Annotated in this window: 13 protein-coding genes and 2 riboswitches; of the genes, 9 read left to right on the top strand and 4 right to left on the bottom strand. The window is 68.9% G+C overall.

Annotated elements, in window-relative coordinates; genetic code table 11:
• Positions 1–45: 45 nt before the first annotated feature.
• Positions 46–141: riboswitch (glycine riboswitch) on the top strand.
• A gap of 11 nt (positions 142–152) precedes the next feature.
• Positions 153–261, top strand: a riboswitch (glycine riboswitch).
• A gap of 33 nt (positions 262–294) precedes the next feature.
• From gcvT to gcvP, 3 genes are read left to right on the top strand one after another with little or no spacing between them, the layout of a single operon-like run.
• Positions 295–1,437, top strand: coding sequence for a glycine cleavage system aminomethyltransferase GcvT (gcvT, locus tag ABD733_RS13005; protein ID WP_344796869.1), 1,143 nt, complete (start codon positions 295–297; stop codon positions 1,435–1,437).
• Between the two features lie 12 nt (positions 1,438–1,449).
• Complete coding sequence (gene gcvH / locus ABD733_RS13000; RefSeq protein ID WP_344796867.1) at positions 1,450–1,824, top strand: glycine cleavage system protein GcvH; 375 nt, start codon at positions 1,450–1,452, stop codon at positions 1,822–1,824.
• An 8-nt stretch (positions 1,825–1,832) separates the two neighbouring features.
• Positions 1,833–4,745, top strand: coding sequence for an aminomethyl-transferring glycine dehydrogenase (gcvP, locus tag ABD733_RS12995; RefSeq protein ID WP_344796865.1), 2,913 nt, complete (start codon positions 1,833–1,835; stop codon positions 4,743–4,745).
• 21 nt (positions 4,746–4,766) lie between these two features.
• On the opposite strand, the gene ABD733_RS12990 is transcribed toward gcvP, so the two are convergent.
• Complete coding sequence (locus ABD733_RS12990) at positions 4,767–5,561, bottom strand: CPBP family intramembrane glutamic endopeptidase (protein ID WP_344796864.1); 795 nt, start codon at positions 5,559–5,561, stop codon at positions 4,767–4,769.
• Between the two features lie 288 nt (positions 5,562–5,849).
• On the opposite strand from ABD733_RS12990, the gene ABD733_RS12985 reads away from it, so the two are divergent.
• The 6 genes from ABD733_RS12985 to ABD733_RS12960 all read left to right on the top strand — a co-directional run bounded on the left by ABD733_RS12985 (position 5,850) and on the right by ABD733_RS12960 (position 13,679).
• Complete coding sequence (locus ABD733_RS12985; protein ID WP_344796863.1) at positions 5,850–7,487, top strand: peptide ABC transporter substrate-binding protein; 1,638 nt, start codon at positions 5,850–5,852, stop codon at positions 7,485–7,487.
• 133 nt (positions 7,488–7,620) lie between these two features.
• Positions 7,621–8,550 (top strand): ABC transporter permease, encoded by a 930-nt coding sequence (locus ABD733_RS12980; RefSeq protein WP_344796861.1) that lies wholly within the window; start codon positions 7,621–7,623, stop codon positions 8,548–8,550.
• Entirely contained in the window at positions 8,540–9,490 is a 951-nt protein-coding gene (locus ABD733_RS12975) for an ABC transporter permease (protein ID WP_344796858.1), read from the top strand. The genes ABD733_RS12980 and ABD733_RS12975 overlap by 11 nt, the downstream gene beginning before the upstream one ends.
• Positions 9,487–11,244, top strand: coding sequence for a dipeptide ABC transporter ATP-binding protein (locus tag ABD733_RS12970; RefSeq protein ID WP_344796856.1), 1,758 nt, complete (start codon positions 9,487–9,489; stop codon positions 11,242–11,244). Before ABD733_RS12975 ends, ABD733_RS12970 begins: the two co-directional genes overlap by 4 nt.
• Positions 11,245–11,440: 196 nt before the next feature.
• Entirely contained in the window at positions 11,441–13,348 is a 1,908-nt protein-coding gene (typA, locus tag ABD733_RS12965; protein ID WP_344796854.1) for a translational GTPase TypA, read from the top strand.
• A gap of 136 nt (positions 13,349–13,484) precedes the next feature.
• Positions 13,485–13,679, top strand: a complete 195-nt coding sequence (locus ABD733_RS12960; RefSeq protein ID WP_344796852.1) for a hypothetical protein — start codon at positions 13,485–13,487, stop codon at positions 13,677–13,679.
• A 136-nt stretch (positions 13,680–13,815) separates the two neighbouring features.
• On the opposite strand, the gene efeB is transcribed toward ABD733_RS12960, so the two are convergent.
• Genes efeB through efeU form a run of 3 tightly spaced genes read right to left on the bottom strand, consistent with a single transcriptional unit; the run spans position 13,816 to position 17,230 of the window.
• Complete coding sequence (gene efeB, locus ABD733_RS12955) at positions 13,816–15,099, bottom strand: iron uptake transporter deferrochelatase/peroxidase subunit (RefSeq protein ID WP_344796850.1); 1,284 nt, start codon at positions 15,097–15,099, stop codon at positions 13,816–13,818.
• A complete protein-coding gene (efeO, locus tag ABD733_RS12950) occupies positions 15,096–16,295 on the bottom strand; it encodes an iron uptake system protein EfeO (protein ID WP_344796848.1) in 1,200 nt (399 codons plus the stop codon). The genes efeB and efeO overlap by 4 nt, the downstream gene beginning before the upstream one ends.
• The gene (gene efeU, locus ABD733_RS12945) at positions 16,292–17,230 is read right to left on the bottom strand and encodes an iron uptake transporter permease EfeU (protein ID WP_344796846.1); all 939 of its coding nucleotides are present in this window, start codon (positions 17,228–17,230) and stop codon (positions 16,292–16,294) included. The genes efeO and efeU overlap by 4 nt, the downstream gene beginning before the upstream one ends.
• Positions 17,231–17,317: the final 87 nt, after the last annotated feature.

Genomic DNA, 17,317 nt, shown 5'->3' with positions numbered 1-17,317 from the left:
AACGCGGCTCTTGCTAGGCTCGACCCACAATCGAACATCGGCCATCACCACGGCGCGGGAGAGTGCTCGACCTTCACGGTCGACCACCGAAGGAGCAAGCTTCCCCGCCAATCTCTCAGGTAGACGTACCGCGTCGTGTCGTGCTGAAGCACGGTGGCCACTCTGAAAAGCAGGAGCAGACCAGCGCGCCTCGCCGACGGTGAAAGCCGCGTCCCAGCCAGGGCGCGGCGAAACTCTCAGGCTCATGACAGAGGGGGATTCCTGCCATCACGCTCGACGAGCCCGGAGTCCTGAATGACCGATAGCACCGTCCCGCCCGCTCCCGAGGCGGAGGAGCCCCGCTACAGCCCGCTTCACGACGTCCACGTCGAGGCCGGCGCCAGCTTCACCGACTTCGCCGGCTGGCAGATGCCGGTCCGGTACTCGTCCGACCTCCAGGAGCACCATGCCGTCCGCCAGGCGGCGGGCCTGTTCGACCTGTCGCACATGGCCGAGATCGCCGTCGTCGGCCCCGACGCCGGAGTCTTCCTCGACCAGGCCCTCGCCGGCACGCTCTCCACCATCGCGGTCGGCCGCGCGAAGTACTCCCTGCTCCTCGCCGACCAGGGCGGCATCCTCGACGACCTCGTCGTCTACCGTCTCGACGACCACGACTTCCTGGTCGTCGCGAACGCGGGCAACCGGCAGGTCGCCTTCGACACTCTCGCCACCCGCGCGCACGGCTTCGACGTCACCGTCGACGACGAGAGCGACGACACTGCCCTCATCGCCCTCCAGGGTCCCGAGGCGGAGGGCGTCCTCGACGAGTTGACCACGCAGGATCGCCTCGCTCCCGACGCCCCGCTCTCCACGCTCCGCTACTACCGCGTCCTCCGCGGCACCTTCGACGACGTCCCCGTGCTGATCGCGCGCACCGGCTACACGGGCGAAGACGGCTTCGAGCTCTACCTCGACACCGAGACCGCGCCGACCCTCTGGCGGGCGATCGCCGAGGCCGGCGCGCCCCGCGGCGTCGTCCCCGCCGGGCTCGCGAGCCGCGACACCCTCCGCCTCGAGGCGGGCATGCCGCTGTACGGGCACGAGCTCGGAGTCGAGACCCGTGCGGCGCAGGCCGGGCTCGGCCGCGTCGTCGATCTGACGAAGGAGTCCTTCGCCGGGCGCGAGAACGCGCTGCCCGAGGAGGGCGCTCGCGTGCTCGTGGGACTGACCCTCGACGGACGCAGGGCCGCTCGGGCGGGCTACGCCGTCGTCGATCCTGCGGGCGCCGTCGTCGGCGAGGTCACCAGCGGGGCCCTCTCTCCGACGCTCGGCCACCCCGTCGCGATGGCCTACGTCGATCCTGCGCTCGCCGCGGTCGGCACCGGGCTCGGCGTCGACGTCCGCGGCACCACCATTCCTGCGACCGTCGTCGCGCTCCCCTTCTACAAGCGCTCCTGAAAGGCTCACCCCGTGTCTGACCTCTCCACCCTGAAGTACACCGCCGAGCACGAGTGGCTCCTGATCGACGGCGACACCGCGACCGTCGGCATCACCGACTACGCGGCCGACAAGCTCGGCGACGTCGTGTACGTCGACCTCCCCGCGGTGGGCAGCGACGTCGAGGCCGGCAAGGTCGTCGGCGAGATCGAGTCGACCAAGTCGGTCGGCGAGCTCTTCGCCCCCGTCCTCGGCACGGTGCTCGAGATCAACGACGCCGTCGTCGACGCCCCCGACCTCGTCAACTCGTCGCCCTTCGACGACGGCTGGCTGATCAGGATCACGCTCTCGGGCGACCTCCCCGCCCTCCTCTCCCGCGACGAGTACGTCGCCCTGACCGCCGAATGAGCGCCGACATGAGCAGCGAGACCACCGGCGGGCTCATCGAGGGCACCGCCGCCGAGGGCTTCGTCGACCGCCACATCGGCACGACGCCCGCCGAGCAGCAGGCGATGCTCGGCGCGCTCGACTTCGACAGCGTCGAGGCGCTCGTCCAGAAGGCCGTCCCCGACAGCATCCACGCCGCCGTCCTCGATGCGAGCATTCTCCCCGAGCCGATCGGCGAGCAGGAGACGCTGGCCGAGCTCCGCACGCTGGCGAATCGCAACCGGGTCAACCGGTCGTTCCTCGGCCTCGGCTACTACGGCACGGTCACCCCGGCCGTCATCCAGCGCAATGTGCTCGAGAACCCGAGCTGGTACACCGCCTACACGCCGTACCAGCCCGAGATCTCGCAGGGCCGCCTCGAGGCGCTGATCAACTTCCAGACGATGGTCGCCGAGCTCACCGGACTCACCACGGCGAACGCGTCGATGCTCGACGAGTCGACCGCGGTCGTCGAGGGCATGCTCCTCGCGCGCCGAGCATCGAAGGCCGCCAGCCAGGCGTTCATCGTCGACTCCGACGCGCTGCCGCAGACGAAGGCGCTGCTCCGGGGCCGTGCCGCAGCCGTCGGCATCGATCTCGTCGAGCTGCCCCTGGCGACCACCGACGTCGCCGACCTCCCCGACGCGTTCGGAGTCTTCGTCCAGTACCCGGGCGCCTCGGGCGCCGTCTGGAACCCGGCCCCGGTCGTCGACCGCGTGCACCTGGGCGGCGGCCTCGCCGTCGTCGCGGCCGACCTCCTCGCCCTGACCCTGCTGACGGCGCCCGGCGAGTTCGGAGCCGACGTCGCCGTCGGCACCAGCCAGCGCTTCGGCGTGCCTATGGGCTTCGGCGGGCCGCACGCCGGCTACATGGCCGTCCGCACCGGCCTCGAGCGCCAGCTCCCCGGCCGCCTGGTCGGCGTCTCGCAAGACGCGGTCGGCAACCCCGCCTACCGGCTCAGCCTGCAGACGCGCGAGCAGCACATCCGCCGCGAGAAGGCGACCTCCAACATCTGCACCGCGCAGGTGCTCCTGGCGGTCATGGCGTCGATGTACGCGGTCTACCACGGGCCGTGGGGCCTCACCCACATCGCGAAGAGAACGCACCAGCACGCTGTCGACCTCGCCGCAGGAGCCGAGGCGGCCGGCATCGAGACCGGTTCCGCCACGTTCTTCGACACCGTCGTGTTCCGCGTGCCCGGTCGCGCGGCCGAGGTCGTCGGCGCGGCCCACGACCGCGGCTACCTGCTCCTCGAGGTCTCGGCCGACGAGGTGGCGGTCTCGACCGACGAGACGACGACGCGCGACGATCTCGTCGTGCTCGGCGAGCTGCTCGGCTTCGAGGTGCCCACGGGCCAGGCGTCGCCGCTGCCCGCCGAGGCGCTCCGCACCAGCGACTTCCTCACGCACCCGGTGTTCCGGACGCACCGCTCGGAGACGAGCATGATGCGCTACCTGAAGCACCTGGCCGACAAAGACTATGCGCTCGACCGGGGCATGATCCCGCTCGGCTCGTGCACGATGAAGCTCAACGCCGCGACCGAGATGGCCGCCGTCACCTGGCCCGAGTTCGCGAACATCCACCCGTTCGCGCCCGCGTCCGACGTCGACGGCTACCTGTCGCTCATCGGCCAGCTCGAGGGCTGGCTCGCCGAGGTCACCGGGTACGACACCGTCTCGCTGCAGCCGAACGCCGGAAGCCAGGGCGAGCTCGCCGGCCTTCTCGCGATCCGGGGCTACCACCTCGACCGCGGCGACGCGGCCCGCACCGTCTGCCTCATCCCGCAGTCGGCGCACGGCACGAACGCCGCCAGCGCGGTCCTGGCCGGACTCCGCGTGGTCGTCGTCGCCTGCGACGAGCAGGGCAACGTCGACCTCGACGACCTGCGCGCCAAGGTCCGCGACAACGCGTCCGAGCTGGCAGCGCTCATGGTCACGTACCCGTCGACCCACGGCGTCTACGAGCACGACATCCGCGAGATCACCGACGCGGTGCACGAGGCCGGCGGCCAGGTGTACGTCGACGGCGCGAATCTCAACGCCCTCCTCGGCTTCGCCCGCTTCGGCGAGTTCGGGGGCGACGTGTCGCACCTCAACCTGCACAAGACGTTCTGCATCCCGCACGGCGGCGGCGGCCCCGGCGTCGGCCCGGTCGCGGCGAAGGCGCACCTGGCACCGTTCCTGCCGGGGCACCCGCTCGCCCAGCAGGCCGACCGCCGCACGGGTGCTGCCGCGGCGGCTGCGGGCGAGCGGCTGGCGCACGCCGGCGTCCCCGTGAGCGGCGCGCCCTACGGATCCCCGAGCATCCTGCCGATCTCGTGGGCCTACGTCCGCATGATGGGCACGACCGGTCTGAAGGAGGCGACCGGCGCTGCGGTGCTGGCCGCGAACTACGTCGCCGTGCGGCTCCGTGACCACTACCCGGTGCTCTACGCCGGCGAGGGCGGACTCGTCGCGCACGAGTGCATCCTCGACCTGCGGCCGCTCCGCGACGAGACCGGCGTGACGGTCGACGACGTCGCCAAGCGGCTCATCGACTACGGCTTCCACGCGCCGACGATGTCGTTCCCGGTCGCGGGCACCCTCATGGTCGAGCCGACCGAGAGCGAGGACCTCGCCGAGATCGATCGGTTCGTCGACGCCATGATCGCGATCAAGCACGAGGCCGACCGCGTCGCATCCGGCGAGTGGGCGGCCGACGCGTCGCCTCTCCGCGGAGCCCCGCACACCGCGGAGGCCGTCATCGCGGGGGAGTGGTCGGAGGGCTACTCCCGCGAGGAGGCCGTCTACCCGGTGCGGTCGCTGGTCCGGTCGAAGTACTGGCCGCCGGTGCGCCGGGTCGACCAGGCCTACGGCGACCGCAACCTGTTCTGCGCGTGCCCGCCGGTGGAGGCGTTCGCGTAAGACCCGTGCCGGCGGGCGGGCCTACTTCGCGCCGAACAGCGCGGGGAAGGCCGCCGCCGCCCACGGGTAGCCGACGAACACGGCCGCGTCCATGAAGAAGTGGGCGATGACGAGCGGCAGGATCCTGCCGAACCGCATGTACAGCCACCCGAAGACGATCCCCATCACGGCGTTGCCGATGAACGCGCCGAAGCCCTGGTACAGGTGGTACGTGCCGCGGAGCAGGGCGGCAGACAGCAGGATCGGCCAGGTCCTCCAGCCGAGGTCGCGGAGCCGCGCGAAGAGGTAGGCCACCACGATGACCTCCTCGGTCACGCCCGAGCGCAGGGCCGACAGCAGCAGCACGGGGACCGTCCACCAGTGCGCGGCGAGGTTCGTCGGCACGACGTCGACGGTGATGCCGACGGCGCGGCCGACGAAGTAGAGCGCCAGCCCGGGGATGCCGATGGCCAGGGCCAGGCCTGCACCTCCGAGTGCGTCGCGACCGACGCGGGAGAAGTCGATCCCCAGCCGGACCAGATGCGGCGCCGCGGCCGTCCAGAGCAGGAACCCGACCAGCACGACCGGCACCAGGTCGAACGCGTTCTCGAGCACCTGATAGAGGAAGTCGAAGAACTCCCGGTCGTCGAGAGACGAGTTCAGGGTCGCCGTCTGACTCGAGAGCGACTTCGACCTCGTGAGGAGGTCGGCCAGCTGCACGAGGGAGTAGACGGCGCTCGCGCCGAGCGACAGACCGAGGACCAGCAGGATCTCGGCGCGCACGCGACCGCGCGACATGTCGCCCGGGAGAGCCTCGGCGCGGGGGAATTCGAGCATTCGTCCTCCTGGTCCAGGCAATGATGTCACGCTCCTGTCAGAGAGGCCGTTCGAGCACCCTGCCTCAGCAATTCCATAGAAACGCACGATTCTTGCGCGTCGCCCAGGATGGACGCCGAAAAGCAGTCGTAGCTGCAAAGAATCTGCACATCGTGTTTCCAAGTCGTAACGCTTTCGCCCGTGGTTTGTCGTTTCCGAGCGGTTTACTTATGGTCTTCTTATCCAGAGCGGATAGCCCTGCCATCGCAGAGTGCCGCTGTGCGTCACATTCCACAGGAGGAACATTCAGTGAAAATCACTGGTAAGCGGCTGCGCCCGCTGTTCGGCGCCATTGCGATCGTGGGAGCGGCCAGCGTCGTCCTCGCCGGTTGCAGCTCGTCCAGCAGCACGAGCCCCACCAAGTCGGCGGCCGCTGGCGACAAGACGGCCATCATCTCGACGAACGGCAGCGAGCCGCAGAACCCGCTGATCCCGTCCAACACCACCGAGACCGGCGGCGGCAAGATCGTCACCTCCATCTTCGAAGGACTCGTCAGCTACGACGCCAAGGGCGGCACGGTCAACGAGGTCGCGAAGAGCATCAAGTCGACCGACCAGCAGAACTGGGACATCACGCTCAACAGCGGATGGAAGTTCACCGACGGCACCGCGGTCACCGCCGAGTCGTTCACGAAGGCCTGGAACTGGGCCGCGCAGTTCTCCAACGCGCAGAGCGGCGGCTACTTCTACTCCAACTTCAAGGGCTTCAGCGCCACCAAGGACTCCGACCTCGACCTCACCGTCGTGAGCCCGACCGAGTTCAAGGTCGCCCTCTCGGCACCCCAGGCGGACTTCCCCCTGAGCCTCGGCTACTCGGCCTTCTACCCGCTGCCCGACTCCTTCTACAAGGACACCAAGGCCTTCGGTGAGGACCCGATCGGCAACGGCCCGTACAAGCTGGCCAACGCCACCGCCTGGACGCACAACACGGGCATCAACCTCGTCACGAACTCCGACTACCAGGGCAAGCGCAAGCCGGTCAACGGCGGTCTGAACATCAAGTTCTACACGACCACCGAGGCCGCCTACGCCGACGTGCAGTCCGGCAACCTCGACATCCTCGACGCCGTGCCCGCCGCCGACTTCGCTAACTACAAGTCGGACTTCCCGAACACGAACGCCAACCAGGCGGCCGCGATCTTCCAGTCGATGACCATCCCCGGCTACCTCGCGCACTTCAAGGAGGACAAGGAGGGCAAGCTGCGCCGCCAGGCCATCTCGCTCGCCATCAACCGCGCGCAGGTCACCAAGGTCATCTTCCAGGGCACCCGCACCCCGGCGAAGGACTTCACCTCGCCGACCATCGACGGCTACTCGGCCAACGTGAAGGGCAGCGACGTCCTCGACTACAACAAGAAGGAAGCCAAGAAGCTCTGGGCAGAGGCCGACGCCATCTCGCCCTACACCGGCACCTTCACCATCTCGTACAACGCCGACGGCGACCACAAGACCTGGGTCGACGCGGTCGCGAACAGCATCTCGAACACGCTCGGCATCAAGGCGCAGGGCAAGTCGTACCCGATCTTCTCGGCTCTCCTCGCCGACGAGTCGGCTCACAAGATGACCGGTGCGTTCCGCTCCGGCTGGCAGGCCGACTACCCGTCGCTGTACGACTTCCTCGCCCCGCTCTACGGCACCGGCCAGGGCTCGAACTACGGCCAGTACTCGTCGAAGGAGTTCGACGACTACATGACCGAGGGCTCGGCCAAGTCGACCGTCGCCGAGGCGAACAAGGTCTACCAGAAGGCTCAGGCGCTCCTGTTCAAGGACCTCCCGGCGATCCCGCTCTGGTACTCCAACGTGACCGGCGTGTGGAGCACCAAGGTCAACAACGTCCAGTTCGGCTGGGACAGCGTGCCGCTCTACTACGAGGTTTCGAAGAACTAGCAAGTTCGCGTAATCTCTCTTGAAACAAAACTGAAAGGTCCGGGGTGGGTTTTCACCCCGGACCTTTTGGTGAGTTCCCTATCTGAATCATGATTGCGACCAGTATGTTTTCGCAGAATCGCGAGGTGGCCTGATGGCCTGGTACGCCGGTCGGCGACTCCTCCAGCTCATCCCCGTCTTCTTCGGGGCCACCTTCCTCATCTACTTCATGGTGTTCGCTCTGCCCGGCGACCCCGTGGCCGCGCTCTACGGCGACAAGCAGCCGAGCCCCGAGGTCATCGCCCAGGTGCGGGCGCAGTTCAACCTCGACAAGCCCTTCATCGTCCAGTACCTCATATGGATCGGCCACGTCTTCCAGGGCAACCTCGGCACGACCTACTCGGGCATCCCGGTGATCGACCAGCTCAAGCAGGCCTTCCCGATCACGTTCCGCCTCTCGATGCTCGCCCTCCTCTTCGAGGCCGTCGCCGGCATCCTGGTCGGTCTCGTCTCCGGCCTCCGCCGCGGCAGGATCTTCGACAACTCGGCCCTCGTGGTGAGCCTGCTGCTCATCTCCGTGCCGACCTTCGTCATCGGCTTCCTGCTGCAGTACTTCTTCGGCGTCAAGTGGGGACTGTTCGCCACCACGGTGAGCGCGGCCGCCTCCTGGCGAGAGCTCGCCCTGCCGGCGATCGTGCTCGCGACAGTGTCGTTCGCGTACATCGTCCGGCTCACCCGCTCCTCGGTCGCCGAGACCATGAACGCCGACTTCGTCCGCACCGCGACGGCGAAGGGGCTGAAGCGCCGCGAGGTCATCTACGTCCACATCCTGCGCAACTCGCTCGTCCCCGTGGTCACCTACCTCGGCGTCGACATCGGGTCGCTCATGGTGGGCGCCATCGTCACCGAGGGCATCTTCAACATCCAGGGCGTCGGAGGCACCGTGTACCGGGCGATCCAGCTCGGCCAGGGCCCCACCGTCGTCTCGTTCGTGGCGGTCATGGTGATCATCTTCATGCTGGCCAACCTCCTCGTCGACCTCCTCTACGCCCTCCTCGATCCCAGGATCCGCTATGCCAAGTAACCCGAGTCAGCTGTCGGCCGACCACTTCGTCGCCGACCTCGAAGAGACGCCGATCCGGGCCGTCGACGCGATCGACGAGTCCGAGAAGCCGCGCAGCAGCTGGACGGACGCGTGGGACAGCATGCGGGTCCGCCCGCTGTTCTGGATCTCGGGCGTCCTCATCATCCTGGTCATCCTGGTGGCGGTCTTCCCCGGCATCTTCACGCACGTGGACCCCAAGGCCAACAGCCTGGACAACAGCAACGCGTCGCCTCGTGCCGGACACCCCTTCGGGTACACCTTCCAGGGCTACGACGTGTACGCCCGGGTCATCGTGGGCACGCGCGCCTCGCTGACGGTCGGAATCCTGGCCACACTCATCTGCACGGCGCTCGGCATCATCATCGGTGCTCTCGCCGGCTACTACGGCGGCTGGCTCGACGCCGTCGTCTCCCGCATCGGCGACATCTTCTTCTCGATCCCGACCGTGCTCGGCGCGATCGTGATCATGACGACGATCCAGGACCGCACACCCCTTTCTGTCGCGATCATCCTGGCGATCTTCGCCTGGCCGCAGGTGGCCCGGCAGATGCGCGGCGCCGTCATCAGCGCGGCGGCGACCGACTACGTCATGGCGTCCACGGCCCTCGGAGTCTCGCGGTTCCGGATCCTGGTCCGCCACGTCCTGCCGAACGCGATCAACCCCGTGATCGTGATCGCGACCGTCTCGCTCGGCACGTTCATCGTCGCCGAGTCGACGCTGTCGTTCCTCGGCATCGGCCTCGGAGACGGTGCGATCTCGTGGGGTGGCGACATCTCCAGCGCGCAGACCTACCTCCGCACGGCGCCGCTGCCGCTGCTCTGGCCGGCCATCGCGCTGAGCATCACCGTCCTCTCGTTCCTGATGATGGGCGACGTCGTCCGCGACGCGCTCGACCCGAAGGCGAGGGCCCGCCGATGACCACCACCACACAGACCACCACCGCACAGAACGTCGCCTCCAGGAAGGGCCAGCCCCTCCTCGAGATCAAGGGCCTCAACATCGGCTTCAAGACGCAGAGCGGCTACATCGAGGCCGTCCGCGGCGTCGACCTGACGCTCGGCCAGGGCGAGACCCTGGCGATCGTCGGCGAGTCGGGCTCCGGCAAGTCGACCACCGCGACCAGCATCATCGACCTGCTGCCGGGCACCGGCGCGGTCACCGCGGGCGAGATCTGGTTCGACGGCCGCGACCTCACCACGGTCTCGAAGCCCGAGCTGGCCGAGATCCGCGGTCGCGACATCGGCTACGTCCCGCAAGACCCGATGTCGAACCTCGACCCGGTGCTCTCGATCGGCTGGCAGGTCGAGGAGACCATCCGCGCCAACCGAGCAGCGACCGGTCGCAAGGCGGTCCGCGAGCACGCGATCCAGGTGCTCCGCGACGCCGGCCTCTCCGACGCCGACAAGCGGCTCAAGCAGTATCCGCACCAGTTCTCCGGCGGCATGCGCCAGCGCGTGCTGATCGGCATCGGCCTGTCGTCACGGCCGAAGCTCCTGATCGCCGACGAGCCGACCTCGGCTCTCGACGTGACGGTGCAGCGCCGGATCCTCGACCACCTCGAGACCCTCACCCGCGACTACGGCACCTCGGTGCTCTTCATCACGCACGACCTCGGCCTCGCAGCCGAGCGCGCCGAGAAGCTCGTCGTCATGTACAAGGGCCGCGTCGTCGAGTCCGGCCCGTCGCAGGAGATCCTGGCCAACCCGCAGCACCCCTACACGCAGCGTCTGGTCGCCGCGGCGCCGAGCCTCGCGAGCCGCCGCATCCAGTCGCAGATCTCCCCGAACGTCACGCACGGCGTGACGGTGGCGAGCGCAGGATCGGAAGACGCGCACCTCCTGAAGCAGGCGCACGAGCGCGAGGCGGCCGCCACGGCGAAGGACTTCATCAAGGTCGAGAACCTGACGAAGATCTACAACATCCGCCAGGGCGGCTTCAAGTCGCTCGAGCTGAAGGCCGTCGACGACGTGTCGTTCGAGATCCCGCGCGGGACGACGATGGCGCTGGTGGGGGAGTCGGGCTCCGGCAAGTCCACCGTGGCGAAGCTCGTCCTGCAGCTGGAGTCGATCACGTCCGGCACCGTGTCGGTCGGCGGCCAGTCGATCGGCGCTCTCAAGGGGCGCGAGCTGTTCGACTTCCGCCGTCGCGTGCAGCCGGTCTTCCAAGACCCGTACGGCTCGCTCGACCCGATGTACTCCGTCGGCAACACGATCGCCGAGCCGCTCACGACGCACGGCGTCGGCGACAAGGCCAGCCGGGCGGCTCGCGTGCGCGAGCTCCTCGACCAGGTCTCGCTGCCGCTGTCGACGATCAACCGCTACCCGAACGAGCTCTCCGGCGGTCAGCGTCAGCGCATCGCCGTGGCTCGCGCGCTCGCGCTCAAGCCCGACGTGATCGTGCTCGACGAGGCGGTGTCGGCGCTCGACGTGCTGGTGCAGGGCCAGATCCTGAGCCTGCTCACCGACCTCCAGGCCGAGCTCGGGCTGACCTACCTGTTCATCACCCACGACCTCGCCGTCGTCCGTCTGGTCGCCGACAACGTCTGCGTGATGCAGAAGGGCCGCGTCGTCGAGCGGGCGACCACCGACGAGGTGTTCTCGAACCCGCAGCAGGCGTACACGCGCGACCTGCTCGAGGCGATCCCCGGCGCGAACTTCGCGTTCGGAGCGTAGCGACGAACCAGGCCAGCACAGGGGGCCGTAGCTCACGAGACAGCCCCGGAGGGTCCGCCCCTCCGGGGCTGTCTCGTACGCCCACAGAGGACGAATCCCGCTGTTCACCCGACTCCGGGTAGACTCTGTAGGTCGGGGCCACGGCCGCCCCCATCGAGACTTCTCTCCCATCCCCTCTCCTGAAGGACGTACAACTATGGCGACTGCCATTCGCAGTGACCTGCGCAACGTGGCAATCGTTGCCCACGTCGACCACGGCAAGACGACGCTCGTCGACGCGATGCTCAAGCAGACGAACAGCTTCGACGCGCACTTCGACACCGAAGACCGCATGATGGACAGCAACGAGCTCGAGCGCGAGAAGGGCATCACGATCCTCGCGAAGAACACCGCGGTGCTCTACAACGGCGATCACGCGACCGACGGTCCCATCACCATCAACGTGATCGACACCCCCGGCCACGCCGACTTCGGTGGCGAGGTCGAGCGCGGCCTGTCGATGGTCGACGGCGTGGTCCTCCTCGTCGACGCCTCCGAGGGCCCGCTGCCCCAGACACGCTTCGTGCTGCGCAAGGCGCTGGCCGCCAAGCTCCCGGTGATCCTGCTGGTCAACAAGACCGACCGCCCCGACGCGCGCATCGACGACGTCGTCGCCGAGTCGCAGGACCTCCTTCTCGGTCTCGCCTCCGACCTGGCCGACGAGGTGGAAGACCTCGACCTCGACGCCATCCTCGACGTGCCCGTCGTCTACGCCTCCGGCCGCGCCGGTGCCGCGTCGACGAACAAGCCCGAGAACGGCACCCTGCCCGACAACGACGACCTCGAGCCGCTGTTCGACGCGATCCTCAAGCACGTCCCGGCGCCGACCTACGACGACGAGCACCCCCTCCAGGCGCACGTCACGAACCTCGACGCGTCGCCGTTCCTCGGCCGCCTCGCCCTCCTGCGCGTCTTCCACGGCACGCTGAAGAAGGGCCAGACCGTCGCCTGGGTCAAGCACGACGGCACCGTCCAGAACGCCCGCATCACCGAGCTGCTCATCACGAAGGCGCTGAGCCGCTACCCCGCCGAGAGCGCGGGCCCCGGCGACATCGTCGCCGTCGCCGGCTTCGACACCATCACCATCGGCGAGACGCTGTCCGACCCCGACGACGTCCGGCCGCTGCCGACCATCACGGTCGACGACCCCGCGATCTCGATGACCATCGGCACCAACACCTCGCCGATCATCGGCAAGGTCAAGGGCCACAAGCTGACCGCGCGCATGGTCAAAGACCGTCTCGACCGCGAGCTGGTCGGAAACGTCTCGCTCAAGGTCGTCGACATCGGGCGTCCGGACGCCTGGGAGGTCCAGGGCCGCGGCGAGCTCGCGCTGGCCATCCTGGTCGAGCAGATGCGCCGCGAGGGCTTCGAGCTGACCGTGGGCAAGCCCCAGGTCGTCACGAAGCGCGTCGACGGCAAGCTTCAGGAGCCGTTCGAGCACATGACCATCGACGTGCCGGAGGAGTACCTCGGCGCCGTCACGCAGCTCATGGCCGCTCGCAAGGGCCGCATGGAGAACATGGCGAACCACGGCTCGGGCTGGGTCCGCATGGAGTTCGTCGTCCCGTCGCGAGGCCTCATCGGCTTCCGCACGCAGTTCCTCACCGACACGCGCGGCACCGGCATCGCCAACGGCATCAGCCACGGCTACGGTCCCTGGGCCGGCGAGATCTCGACCCGTACCAACGGCTCGATCATCGCCGACCGCTCGGGCGTCGTCACGCCGTTCGCCATCATCAACCTCCAGGAGCGCATGACCTTCTTCGTGCAGCCCACCGAGGAGGTCTACGAGGGCATGGTCGTGGGCGAGAACTCGCGCGCCGACGACATGGACGTCAACATCACCAAAGAGAAGAAGCTGACCAACATGCGTCAGTCGACGGCCGACAACTTCGAGTCGATGACGCCCTCGCGCGTCCTCTCGCTCGAAGAGGCCCTCGAGTTCGCCGGCGACGACGAGTGCGTCGAGGTCACCCCCGAGGCGATCCGCATCCGCAAGGTGGAGCTCGACGCGTCCGCGCGTCAGCGCTCGACCGCTCGCCTCAAGAAGGCCAACGCGTAGGCACCGTCTGCAGCAGAACGCCCCCGGCTCTCTCGAGTCGGGGGCGTTCCTCGTCTGCGGGGCCGCCCGCATCCTGCGCCGGAACGGCCTGGCTCTCGGCAGGGGAGCGGCGTACAGTGCGGGCAGGAGGCGCAGGATGCTCGTGGCACTCGGAATAGGAATCGCGGTGGTCGTGGTCTCCGCGGCCCTCATCGTCGGCAACTCGCAGGGCTACGCCGGTCGCCGGCAGCTCGAGGCGTACTACCGCGCCACGTGCGACCGCGAGTCGGCGGAGGCCATGCAGCGGCTGCAGCGCGACATCGACCGGGGGCGCGGCAACCCGCTCTGGTGAGTGCTGCTCGCCTGAGTCCCTCTGCCGCGCAACGTCTCACGGACTGTGCACCCCGCCGCGGCAGGGTGCTCTGTCCGCGAGACGTCAGGCGGCACCAGGCCGCGCGCGCCGCAGCCGCAGCAGCAGCAGCAGGGGGCTAGGCGAAGAGCGTCTCGCCGACGTAGCCGCCCCGGGAGGCACCCGGCGGCACCGCGAAGATGCCCGACGACACGTGCTGCACGTACTCGTTCATGGCGTCGTTCGCGGCGAGGGCCGTCTGGATCCTGACGAACTGGTTCTCGGGGTCGTTCTGGTAGCAGATGAAGAACAGGCCGGCGTTGAGGCGTCCGAGCGAGTCGTTGCCGTCGACGAAGTTGTAGCCGCGGCGGAGCAGCTGCGCGCCCCCGTTGTGGTCGGGGTGCGCCAGCGACACGTGCGAGGTCGTGGGGACGGCCGGAGCACCGTCGCGCTTCGCGTGGAAGTCGATGGCGGAGAACTCGGTGCCGCCGGAGAGCGGGGCGCCCGCGCCCTTGTCGCGCCCGACGACGGTCTGCTGCTCTTTGAGCGACTGGTGGTCCCAGGTCTCGATCTGCATGCGGATCTTCCGCGACACGAGGTACGAGCCCCCGTCCATCCAGTCGGCGCCGTGCGACGCGGACGCCCAGACGTCCTTGGCCACGAGGGCGGAGTCCTCGGCCTTCAGGTTGGCCGTGCCGTCCTTGAAGCCGAACAGGTTGCGGGGTGTCGCCTGACCGCGCGTCGTCGAGGAGGTGCGGCCGAAGCCGAGCTGCGACCAGCGGAGGCCGGCGCGCCCGAAGGCGATGCGCGACAGGTTGCGGATGGCGTGGACGGCGATCTGCGGGTCGTCGCTGCAGGCCTGGATGCAGAGGTCGCCGCCGCTCATCGCGTCGTCGAGGTTGTCTCCGGCGAACGAGGGCAGGTCGATCAGCCGCGGCGGACGCTTCGAGGCGAGGCCGAAGCGGTCGTCGAAGAGCGACGGCCCGAAGCCGATGGTGATCGTGAGACCGGCCGCGGGAAGCCCGAGGGCCTCACCGGTGTCGTCCGGGGGAGCGTAGAGCGACCCGCCGGTGGCTCCCGACTTCGAGACCTCTTCGCCGCGGGTCATGCGCGCCGCCGCGTAGCTCCAGTCCTTCAGGAGGCCGACCAGGTCGTCGCGGGTCGTGCCCTCGGAGACGTCGAAGGCTGCGAAGTGGAGGCGATCCTGCGCGGCCGTCACGATGCCGGACTGGTGCTTCCCGTAGAAGGGGTAGGTCGCCTGGGCTCCCGACGAGCCGGTCGCCGAGGCCTGCACGGCACGGTCGGCTCCCACGCCGATGCCCGCGCCGAGCACGCCGGCTCCCAGGCCGGCCAGGCCGAGCAGCCCGCGGCGCGAGAGGCCGCTGCGAGCGGAGGTGTCGTCGGTCACTTCGTCGTCGGTCATCCCAGCAGGGCGGCGGTGAGCTTGCTCAGGGGCTCGCTCAGCGCGTTGACGCCGTCGGAGAGGGCCTTCTTGTCGGCCGTCGTCAGGGTCGTGTACGAGGGGTAGGAGGTGTCGAGGCTGCCGTAGCCGGCGAGGAGCTTGTCGAGCGAGGCGAACTCCGTGTCGAGCTCCTTCGCGAGGGCCTTGTCTCTGGTGAGCAGGATCGCGCGGACACCCTCGTACGCGACCTGCGCGCCCTCGAGGTTGGCCTGGAAGTCGTAGAGGTCGGTGTGCGACCAGGTCTCCTCCTCGCCGGTGATCTTCGAGGTGGCGACCTCGTCCATCAGGCCGACGGCGCCGTTGGCGATCGTGTCGAGGCCGACCGTGAAGGACGGCGCGGTGACCTCGGTGTAGAGCTCCTGCGTGTTCTCGGTCAGCTTCGCGCCCAGCTCCTTCTTCTCGGCAGGCGTCAGCGGGCCGTACGAGGTCGTGGAGCCGGGAACGGCCGCGGTCGGCGCGAACAGGTCTTTCTCGATGCGGTGCCACCCGGTCCAGGCCTCGCCCTTGTCGAGGTCGGCGGCGCGGTTGTCGAGCTTCGGGTCGAGAGCCCCGAACGACTCGGCGACGGGCTCGATGCGCTCGTAGTGGGCGCGGACACTCGGGTAGAGCTTCTTCGCGGCGGCGGTGTCGCCCGCGAGGTAGGCGGCGAGGAACGTCTTGGTGCCCTCGACGAGCTGCCCGGTCTGGTCTTTGATGTAGCCGACGTAGGCCTTGTCGGCGGCGGCGATCTGCTGCTTCTCGGTGCCGCTGGCCGAGACGGTCTTCCCGGAGTCGGTCACGGTGAACTTCGAGCGCTGCCCCTCGCCGACGAGGCCGGGGATGCAGGCGGCGAAGTAGTCGCCGGGCGTCAGCTGTGCCGTCAGCGAGCCGGTCGTGCCGGGGCCGATGTTCTCCTTCTCGCTGACGATGCGGAGGCCGTCGGCGGCGAGGATCTCGAACTCGCTGTTGTCGGAGCCCTTGTTCGTCATGGTGAACGTCACGGCGCCGCTCGGAGCGCTGGTCGCGGACGGCTTGCAGGTGCTGTCGGTGGCCGCGACGGTGATCGTGGTGCCGGTCTTCGCCGCGGTCGTGCCGCCGGGGTTGTTCGCGACGCAGCCGGTGAGGGCGACGGCCGCGAGCGCGACTCCTGCGGTGATGCCGAGAGGGCGGAGGATCATTCGGTGGCTCCTGGGGTGAGGACGGGCTCGCGGTCGCCGGAGACGGCGGGCGCGGGGGCGGATGCGGCAGGTGCGGCGGCGGACGGTGCAGCGGCGGACGGTGCAGCAGCGGCAGGTGCGGCAGCGGCCGCGGGGCGACGCCGCGTCGCACGGAGGAAGAGGGGGAGGACGACCGCGAGGTACGCGACCCAGACGACCGACTGCAGCACCGTCGGCCGCGGGGTGAAGTTGACGACGCCCTGCAGCAGAGTGCCGTACCAGCTGGTGGGCGGGATGGCGCCCGAGAGGTCGAAGGTGTGGACGGCGGCTCCGGGGAGGAAGCCCATCTCCTGCAGGTCGCCGACGCCGTAGAGCAGGACGCCCGCCGCGACGATCACCAGGAAGAACCCGGTCACGGTGAAGAACCGCGACAGGTTGATGTGCACGAAGCCGCGGTAGATGCCGACCTCGATGACGATGGCGGTCAGGATCCCGAGGAGCGCGCCGATGGCGGGGACGGCCGTGCCGCCGGCCGTCGCGACCGTGGCCCAGACGAAGAGGGCGGTCTCGATGCCCTCGCGGCCGACCGACAGGAAGGCGAGGCCGACGATGGCCCACGCGCCGCCCTGGAGCGCCTTCGCGAGGCTCGACTGGAGGTCGTGCTTCATGTGGCTGGCGGTCTTGGCCATCCAGAACACCATCGTGGTGACGAACCCGACCGCCACGATCGAGAGGCCGCCGCCGATCGCCTCCTGCGCCTGGAAGCTCAGCCCGTACTCGCCGAATGTCAGCAGGGCGCCGAGACCGAGCGAGAGGAGGGCGGCCAGAGCGACGCCGACCCAGATGCGGGGGAGCACGTCGCGGCGCGAGACCTTCACGAGGTAGGCGATCAGGATGCCCACGACGATGGAGGCCTCGAGGCCTTCGCGGAGACCGATGAGGTAGTTGGCGAGCACGGGGATGCCTTTGATTCAGGGGGTCGAGCCGTCGTGTCGACGGGCCCGAGTGAGGGTCGGCTCATGTTGGTAAGCCTTGCCTAACCA

Origin of the sequence: Frondihabitans peucedani, from assembly GCF_039537585.1 — a bacterium.
GTDB lineage: Bacteria > Actinomycetota > Actinomycetes > Actinomycetales > Microbacteriaceae > Frondihabitans > Frondihabitans peucedani.
This window is presented reverse-complemented; position numbering and strand designations above follow the sequence as displayed.